Genomic DNA, 7,224 nt, shown 5'->3' with positions numbered 1-7,224 from the left:
GGCCCGTGGCGGCGCCGCCACGGGCCTCCCGACCGCGTCCTTGCGGGGCTATCGCTCGGCCCGCGGTCTCGCGCGGTCAGGGGTGGCGGGTGCCCTCGCCCGCGAGCACCGCGCGGTACCCCTCGCGGAAGGTCGGGTACCGCGGTGCCCATCCGGTGGAGCGGAGGAGGGCGTTGGAGAGCCGCTTGTCGCCACCTGCCTGTCGTCCGTCGCCGTCACCCCGCACCGGCTCGTCCACGCCGAGCTCGTGCGCGAGGAAGCGGAGCACGTCGTCGAGGGGCACGGGCTCGTCGTCGGTCCCGAGGTACGTCGGCGCGGGGTCCACCAGCGTCGCGAGGTGGACCAGTGCGGCAGCGGCGTCGTCGCGGTGGATGCGGTTCGTGTGCGGTGACCGGCCGGGAGCGAGCCGGGCGCTGCCCGACCGCACCTGGTCGACGAGCCGCTCGCGTCCGGGGCCGTACACGCCGCTCAGCCGGAGCAGCACCGCACCCGGCGCACGGCGGCGCAGCAGTTCCTCGGCCTCGACGAGCACGGCCGCGGTCGGTGTGCTCCCGCGCACCGGGGTGGCTTCCGTGACCTCGGACCCGTCGTCGACGTCGTACACCGCGGTCGAGGAGACCACGACCACCCGCGGTGTGGCGGCGGAGGCGTCGATGCCGTCGAGGACGTTCCGCAGCCCGTCGACGTAGGTCGCGCGGTACTCGTCGACGTCGCGGCTGCCGGCTGCCGTCGCGACGACGACGACCGCGGTGTCGTCCGGGATCGTCGGGACGTCGTGGCGGAGGTCGGTGCTCCGTCCGGTGAGCGGTGCCGGCAGGAGTCCGGCGCGGCGACGCAGACCGATGACGGGGTGGCCGAGGGCGGCGAAGCGGAGACCGGCCTCGGTCCCCAGGTCGCCGCAGCCGGCGACGACGACGGTTCCGTGGTGCTGCACGCTCCCACTGTGCCAGCGCGCGCCGGCGGCCGCGCGCCGGCGGCTGCGCACGCCGAGACTCGGGCAGCCAGGCAGCCAGGCAGCCAGGCAGCCAGCAAGCCAGCAAGCCAGCAAGCCAGCCAGGCAGCCAGGCAGCCAGCGAACCAGCCAGCCAGCGAGCCGCCCGGCCCGCTCGACCGCTCAGACGGGCTGCAGCGGCTCCGGCGCCCCGGCGGGCAGCTCGACCCGCACGGCGTCACCCGGCCGCACGGCCCCGCCGGTGAGCACGACCGACATCACGCCGCCCTTCCGCTCCACGGACCCGTCCTCGTCACGGCCGAGCACCGCCTTGAGGAGCCCCGGCTCGAACCCGTTGATCTGCTGGCAGGGGTTGCGGAGGCCCGTCACCCGCACGCTCGCCGACTCCCCGAGGTGCAGGACGGTGCCGGTGGGCAGCCCGAGCAGGTCGATGCCCCGCGTCGTGACGTTCTCGCCCATGTCGCCGGGACTGACCGCGAACCCGGCCGCGGCGACCTCGTCGAACAGCTCGGCGTGCAGCAGGTGCACCTGCCGCAGGTTCGGCTGCGAGGGGTCCCGCGCGACCCGGGACCGGTGTTGCACCGTCGTGCCGGCGTGGGCGTCGCCCTCGATGCCCCACCCCGCGACGAGCACGACCTCGTCCGCGAGCGGCTTGCTGAAGTGGTGGCCCTCGTCACGGGCCACGGCGACGACGACCGACGGCTGCGCTTCCACACCCCGAGCCTGGCAGAGATCGACACGCCGGGCGAGCCCCGCGGTGAACGATCCGGCCCGCTGTCTCGTCGTCAGGGCATGGGACTCCGCACACGCACCAAGGTCATCATCGGCATCGCCTCCGGCGTCGTGGTCGTCGGCGCCGCGGCCGCGATCGCCGGCCCGGTCATCTACGCGAACACCGTCAACGGCCAGGCCGCGGCAGCGCCGTCGGTCAGCGCCGGGACGTCGGGCGGCGCCGGGAAGCTCAGCGCGTCCGAGGCCGACGGCACCTGGACCTCGACGGGGGACTCGTTCGCCGGGTACCGCGTGCACGAGGTCCTGCAGGGGCAGGATGTGAACGTGGTCGGACGCACGAAGGACGTCGAGGGCACGGCCGAGGTCAGCGACGGCTCCCTCACGAAGGCGACCGTCACCGTGCAGGTCGCGAAGATCAGCACGCCCGAGGCCGCCCGTGACGAGTACTTCCGCAACACCGCGCTGCAGACCGACCAGCACCCGACGGCCACGTTCACGCTGACGGAGCCCGTCGACGTGTCCGTCGCCCTCGACGGCGCCACCCAGGACGTCACGCTGACCGGCACGATGGACCTGCACGGCGTCGAGAAGCCCGTCACCGCCGACGCCCAGGTCGCCGTCGCGAAGGACGGCACCGTGCAGGTCGCCGGCAGCATCCCGATCACGTTCGAGGACTACGGCGTGCAGGCGCCGTCGCTCGGCTTCGTCACGGTGGACCCGAAGGGCTCCGTCGAGTTCTCGCTCGACCTGGACAAGTGATGGTCACCGGCAGGGGAGCCGACGAACTGCTCGCCACGCTCTACCGCGAGCACGGCGAGGCGCTCACCCGCTACGTCCGGCACCTCACGCGGGACGGCCACACCGTCGAGGACGTCGTGCAGGAGACGATGGTCCGCGCCTGGCAGCGGCCCGCCGTCCTGGAGCGGACACCCGACAGTGCCCGCGCGTGGTTGTTCACGGTCGCGCGGAACCTCGTCGTGGACGAGGCCCGGTCGGCCCGGAACCGCCGCGAGCACGGGACCGAGCACCCGGTCGACCGCGCGGAGGCCGACCGCACCGACGCCGTCCTCGACCGCATCGTCGTCGCCGACGCGCTCGCGTCGCTCAGCCCGGAGCACCGCCGCGTCGTGGTCGACGCGTACTGGCTCGGCCACACCGTGCCCGAGATCGCCCGGCGGCACGACGTCCCGGAGGGCACCGCGAAGTCGCGGCTGCACTACGGTCTGCGGGCCCTCCGGCTCGCACTGCAGGAACGAGGAGTGACCCGATGAGCGAGGACCGCTACGCGGAGTGGGACGCCGCCTACGTGCTCGGCTCGCTGCCGGCCGACGAACGGCTCGAGTACGAGCGGCACCTCGAGACCTGCGACCGGTGCACCGCGGCGGTGGCCGAACTGGTCGGCCTGCCGGGCCTGCTCGCGAAGCTGCCCGCCGACCAGGCGATCGAGATCGCGGAACCGGACGGGAGGCCCGACACGCGTCCCGAGAGCTCCCTCGCCTCCGTCGCGCACCGCGTCCGCACCCGTCGTCGTCGCCGTCGGGTCTGGGTCACCGCCACCGCGGCGGCGGCCGTGCTCGCGGCCGTCCTCGGCGGTCTCGCGGTGGGCACGGCCCGGGTCGACCCCGCCACCGTGCCGGCTGCCTCCGCACCGACCGCCGACCGGTACGCGCTGGTCGGCGACCGTGGCCTCGACGTCGACCTCGCCGTCAGCGGCGAGCCGTGGGGCACGCGGTTCGACTGGGGCTGCTCGTACGGCGGGAGGTCCTGGTCGCCGGACGGCTCCGTGATGTACGACCTCGTCGTCGTGCGCGACGACGGCACGGCGGAGACGATCGCGTCCTGGTCGGCCGCCGGGGAGGACGCCCGCGGACTGTCGGCCTCGACGAACGTCCCGCGGGAGGACATCGCGAGCGTGCAGGTCCGGCTCCGCGGCGACGACCGCGTCCTCGCGGACGTCGACCTCTAGCGGTCCTCGGCGGCTAGCGGTCCTCGCCGTCCGGGTCCACCGGACCGATCGCGGTGTGGACGCGCGCACTGACCGACCGCAGCGTGTCCGCGTCCGTGCCCACGGGCCTCCAGAACAGGTCCTCGAGCGCACCCGTGTGCGCTCGGATGGCGGACAGCACCGCCCGGCGGCCGTCCGGGGTCATCGACACCCAGCTCCCGCGGCCGTCCGTGGGGCAGTCCGCCCGCTCCACCAGACCGCGCGCCACCATGCGCGTGACCTGGTGGCTGACGCGGGACTTCTCCCACCCGATGCCCGCCGCGATGTCCCGGACACGGAGTCGGTGGTCGGGGTCGCGGTGCAGTCCGATGAGGATCTCGAACTCCGGGATCGAGATCCCCGCCCCGGCCTGCACGGCGTGGTCGAGGGCGCGGTCCAACCGCCGCCAGGCGTCGTGGTAGGTGTCCCACGTGACCCAGTCGTGCCCCTCGTCGTCCTGCGTCGCCATGCTCGACAGCGTATCCACGCCACACCCGGCCCGACGCCGGTTCCATCCCCGGGACGACGCTCCGCGAACGCACGGCGCGCTCCGAGGGAGCGTCGGTGCGGCAGCATACGATCGGAGGCATGCCCACCCCCCGCATCGCCGACTGCACCGACGACGCCGTTGCGCTCGTGCGCCGTTGGCTGGCGGCCTCGGCGGGGTCGAAGCCGGACGCCGGTGCCGTGCGGCTGGCGGGCGTCCTCCGCGACGAGCAGGGGCTCGACTTCACGCGCGGGTTCGTCGACCGGGTGATCCGACCGGAAGACCCGCGGGTGGCCGCGCGCAACCTCGAGAAGCTCAGCCAGGACGTCCCCGAGTTCCTCGCCTGGTACCTCCGCGGAGCCGTGACGCTGGGCGGCGGGTTCGCCACGATGGCGCCGTGGGCGGTCATCCCCACCGCACGCCGGATCCTCCGCCGGATGACCGGGCACCTCGTCATCGACGCGACCCCGGCCAAGCTCGGTCCGGCGCTCGCCCGGATCGGGGGCGAGGGCACACGCCTCAACGTCAACCTCCTCGGGGAAGCCGTGCTCGGCAGTGCCGAGAGCGACCGCCGGCTGCAGGGCACGACGGACCTCCTCGCCCGAGACGACGTCGACCACGTCTCGATCAAGGTGAGCTCGGTGGTGCCGCAGACGTCGCCGTGGGCGTTCGACCAGACCGTCGAGCGCGTGGTCGAGCGGCTCGTCCCGCTCTACCGGCTCGCGGCGGCCCCGCTCGCCGATGGTCGACCGGCGAAGTTCATCAACCTCGACATGGAGGAGTACCGCGACCTCGACGTCACCCTCGCGGTGTTCACGACGCTCCTCGACCGGGACGAGTTCCTCGGGCTCGAGGCCGGCATCGTGCTGCAGGCGTACCTCCCCGATGCTGCCGGCGCCCTCGACCGGCTCACGGCGTGGGCGCAGGCGCGACGTGCTCGCGGTGGTGCTCCCGTGAAGGTGCGGCTCGTCAAGGGCGCGAACCTGGCGATGGAGCACGTCGACGCGATCCTGCACGAGTGGCCGCTGGCGACGTGGGGGACCAAGCGCGAGACCGACTCCGCCTACCTCCGGATGCTCGAGACCGCCCTGGTCCCCGAGCGCACCGACGCCGTCCGGATCGGCGTCGCGGGCCACAACCTGTTCGACCTCGCCACCGCGTGGGTGCTCGCCCAGCGCCGCGGGGTCACCGACGCGGTCGACGTCGAGATGCTGTTGGGCATGGCGTCCACGCACGCCGACGCCGTCCGCGCCGACGTCGGACGCCTGCTCCTGTACACCCCGGTCGTGGCGCCGGAGGAGTTCGACTCCGCCATCGCGTACCTCGCCCGCCGACTGCAGGAGAGCGCCAGCCCCGAGAACTTCATCTCGGGTGCCTTCGACATCGACCGGGACGCCAGCGTCTTCACCGCGAGCACGGACGCTACCTGGCGTCCGTCGCGGCCCTCGACGAGCCCGTGCCCGCCACCCACCGCACGCAGGACCGTCGCCGGCCCCTGGGCGAGGCCGAGCACCGCGACGGGTTCCGGAACGCGCCCGACACCGACCCCGCCGTCGCGGCCAACCGGGCGTGGGCGCTCGACGTCCTCCGCCGGGTGCCGCGCTCGCAGCTGGGCGCGCAGACCATCCGCCGCGCCCGGGTCGTGGACCGCTCGATGCTCGAGCGCATCGTCGCCCGCACCGCCCAGGCCGGCGTGAACTGGGGACGGCAGGACCCGCACGACCGCGCCGAGCTCCTCGACCTCATCGGGCACGAGCTCGAGACGCGCCGCGCCGACCTGATCGAGGTGATGGCCGCCGAGACGGGCAAGACCCTGACCGAGGCCGACATCGAGGTCACCGAGGCCGTCGACGCAGCCCACTACTCCGCCGAGAGCGCCCGGCAGCTGGCGGCGATGGACGGCGACGGCGCCCGCTTCGTCCCGCCCCGGCTGACCGTGGTCGTGCCGCCGTGGAACTTCCCGGTCGCGATCCCGGCCGGAGGGGTGCTCGCGGCGCTCGCCGCCGGGAGCGGCGTGGTCCTCAAGCCCGCTCCCGAGGCCAAGCGCTCCGGAGCGCTCCTCGCCGACGTCCTCTGGGACGCCGGGGTGCCGCACTCCCTGCTCCAGCTCGTCGACCTCGACGAGGACGACCTCGGCCGTGAACTCGTGGCGCACCCCGCCGTCGACCGGGTGCTGCTCACCGGCTCGGCCGACACCGCACGGTCGTTCCGCTGGTGGCGCGCCGGACTCCCGCTGACCGCCGAGACGAGCGGGAAGAACGCGATCGTCGTGACGCCGAGCGCCGACCTCGACCTCGCCGTGCAGGACATCGTGCAGTCCGCGTTCGGGCACGCCGGGCAGAAGTGCTCGGCCGCCTCCCTGGTCGTCCTGGTCGGGTCCGTCGGCGAGAGCGAGCGGTTCCGTCGGCAGCTGGTCGACGCGACGCGGACGCTGCGGGTGGCCTGGCCGGACGACCCAGCGGCCCAGATGGGTCCACTCATCGCCGAGCCCTCCGGCAAGCTGCTCGCCGGGCTGACCGAGCTCGGGCCGGGGGAGTCCTGGCTCGTGCAGCCGGCTCCGCTCGACGACTCCGGCCGGCTCTGGTCGCCCGGCATCCGCGACGGCGTCCGGCCCGGCAGCGACTTCCACCAGACCGAGTACTTCGGGCCGGTGCTCGGCATCATGCGCGCCGAGACCCTCGACGAGGCGATCGCGATCCAGAACGGCACGGAGTTCGGGCTCACGGCCGGCATCCACTCGCTCGACGTGGACGAGGTCGCGGACTGGCTCGCGTCCGTCCAGGCGGGCAACCTGTACGTCAACCGCGGCACGACGGGTGCGGTCATCGGCCGGCAGCCCTTCGGCGGCTGGAAGCGATCGTCGGTCGGTACCGGCACGAAGGCGGGTGGTCCGATGTACGTGGCCACCCTCGGGCGGTGGGAGCGCACGGAGCGGCAGGTCCACAAGAGCATCCAGCTGCACGGGCTCCCGCCGCGCGTCACCGCCCTGATCGAAGCGGCCCGGAGTGGTCTCTCGTTCGAGGAGTTCGACCAGGTGCGTGCCGGAGCCCTCAGCGACGTCCGAGCCCG

Annotated in this window: 6 protein-coding genes and 1 pseudogene; 4 read left to right on the top strand and 3 right to left on the bottom strand. The window is 74.0% G+C overall.

Annotated features, from left to right (window positions below):
• Positions 1–76: 76 nt before the first annotated feature.
• Positions 77–934, bottom strand: coding sequence for an NAD-dependent epimerase/dehydratase family protein (locus I59_RS09205; protein ID WP_031273482.1), 858 nt, complete (start codon positions 932–934; stop codon positions 77–79).
• A 180-nt stretch (positions 935–1,114) separates the two neighbouring features.
• Positions 1,115–1,666, bottom strand: a complete 552-nt coding sequence (locus I59_RS09200) for an MOSC domain-containing protein (RefSeq protein ID WP_022903621.1) — start codon at positions 1,664–1,666, stop codon at positions 1,115–1,117.
• Between the two features lie 78 nt (positions 1,667–1,744).
• Between I59_RS09200 and I59_RS09195 the strand changes: the two genes are divergently transcribed.
• The 3 genes from I59_RS09195 to I59_RS09185 are packed head-to-tail and all read left to right on the top strand — an operon-like array spanning position 1,745 to position 3,650.
• The gene (locus tag I59_RS09195) at positions 1,745–2,443 is read left to right on the top strand and encodes a YceI family protein (RefSeq protein WP_022903620.1); all 699 of its coding nucleotides are present in this window, start codon (positions 1,745–1,747) and stop codon (positions 2,441–2,443) included.
• Entirely contained in the window at positions 2,443–2,955 is a 513-nt protein-coding gene (locus tag I59_RS09190; RefSeq protein ID WP_022903619.1) for a sigma-70 family RNA polymerase sigma factor, read from the top strand. The genes I59_RS09195 and I59_RS09190 overlap by 1 nt, the downstream gene beginning before the upstream one ends.
• Positions 2,952–3,650, top strand: coding sequence for an anti-sigma factor (locus I59_RS09185; protein ID WP_022903618.1), 699 nt, complete (start codon positions 2,952–2,954; stop codon positions 3,648–3,650). The genes I59_RS09190 and I59_RS09185 overlap by 4 nt, the downstream gene beginning before the upstream one ends.
• Before the next feature lie 13 nt (positions 3,651–3,663).
• Here the strand turns inward: I59_RS09185 and I59_RS09180 are convergent, their stop codons facing one another.
• A complete protein-coding gene (locus tag I59_RS09180; RefSeq protein ID WP_022903617.1) occupies positions 3,664–4,137 on the bottom strand; it encodes a MarR family winged helix-turn-helix transcriptional regulator in 474 nt (157 codons plus the stop codon).
• Between the two features lie 119 nt (positions 4,138–4,256).
• Here I59_RS09180 and I59_RS21390 point away from each other — a divergent pair.
• Positions 4,257–7,224, top strand: a pseudogene (locus I59_RS21390) (proline dehydrogenase family protein); the annotation flags it as partial.

Origin of the sequence: Curtobacterium sp. B8, from assembly GCF_000333315.1 — a bacterium.
GTDB lineage: Bacteria > Actinomycetota > Actinomycetes > Actinomycetales > Microbacteriaceae > Curtobacterium > Curtobacterium luteum.
The sequence above is the reverse complement of the archived record's forward strand: the minus strand, read 5'-3'. Positions and strand labels throughout refer to the sequence as shown.

Bases quoted from the DNA above. Each gene is read 5' to 3' on its own strand.
- I59_RS09195 (WP_022903620.1), top strand. From the start codon at position 1,745: ATGGGACTCCGCACACGCACCAAGGTCATCATCGGCATCGCCTCCGGC.
- I59_RS09190 (WP_022903619.1), top strand. From the start codon at position 2,443: ATGGTCACCGGCAGGGGAGCCGACGAACTGCTCGCCACGCTCTACCGC.
- I59_RS09185 (WP_022903618.1), top strand. From the start codon at position 2,952: ATGAGCGAGGACCGCTACGCGGAGTGGGACGCCGCCTACGTGCTCGGC.
- I59_RS09180 (WP_022903617.1), bottom strand. From the start codon at position 4,137: ATGGCGACGCAGGACGACGAGGGGCACGACTGGGTCACGTGGGACACC.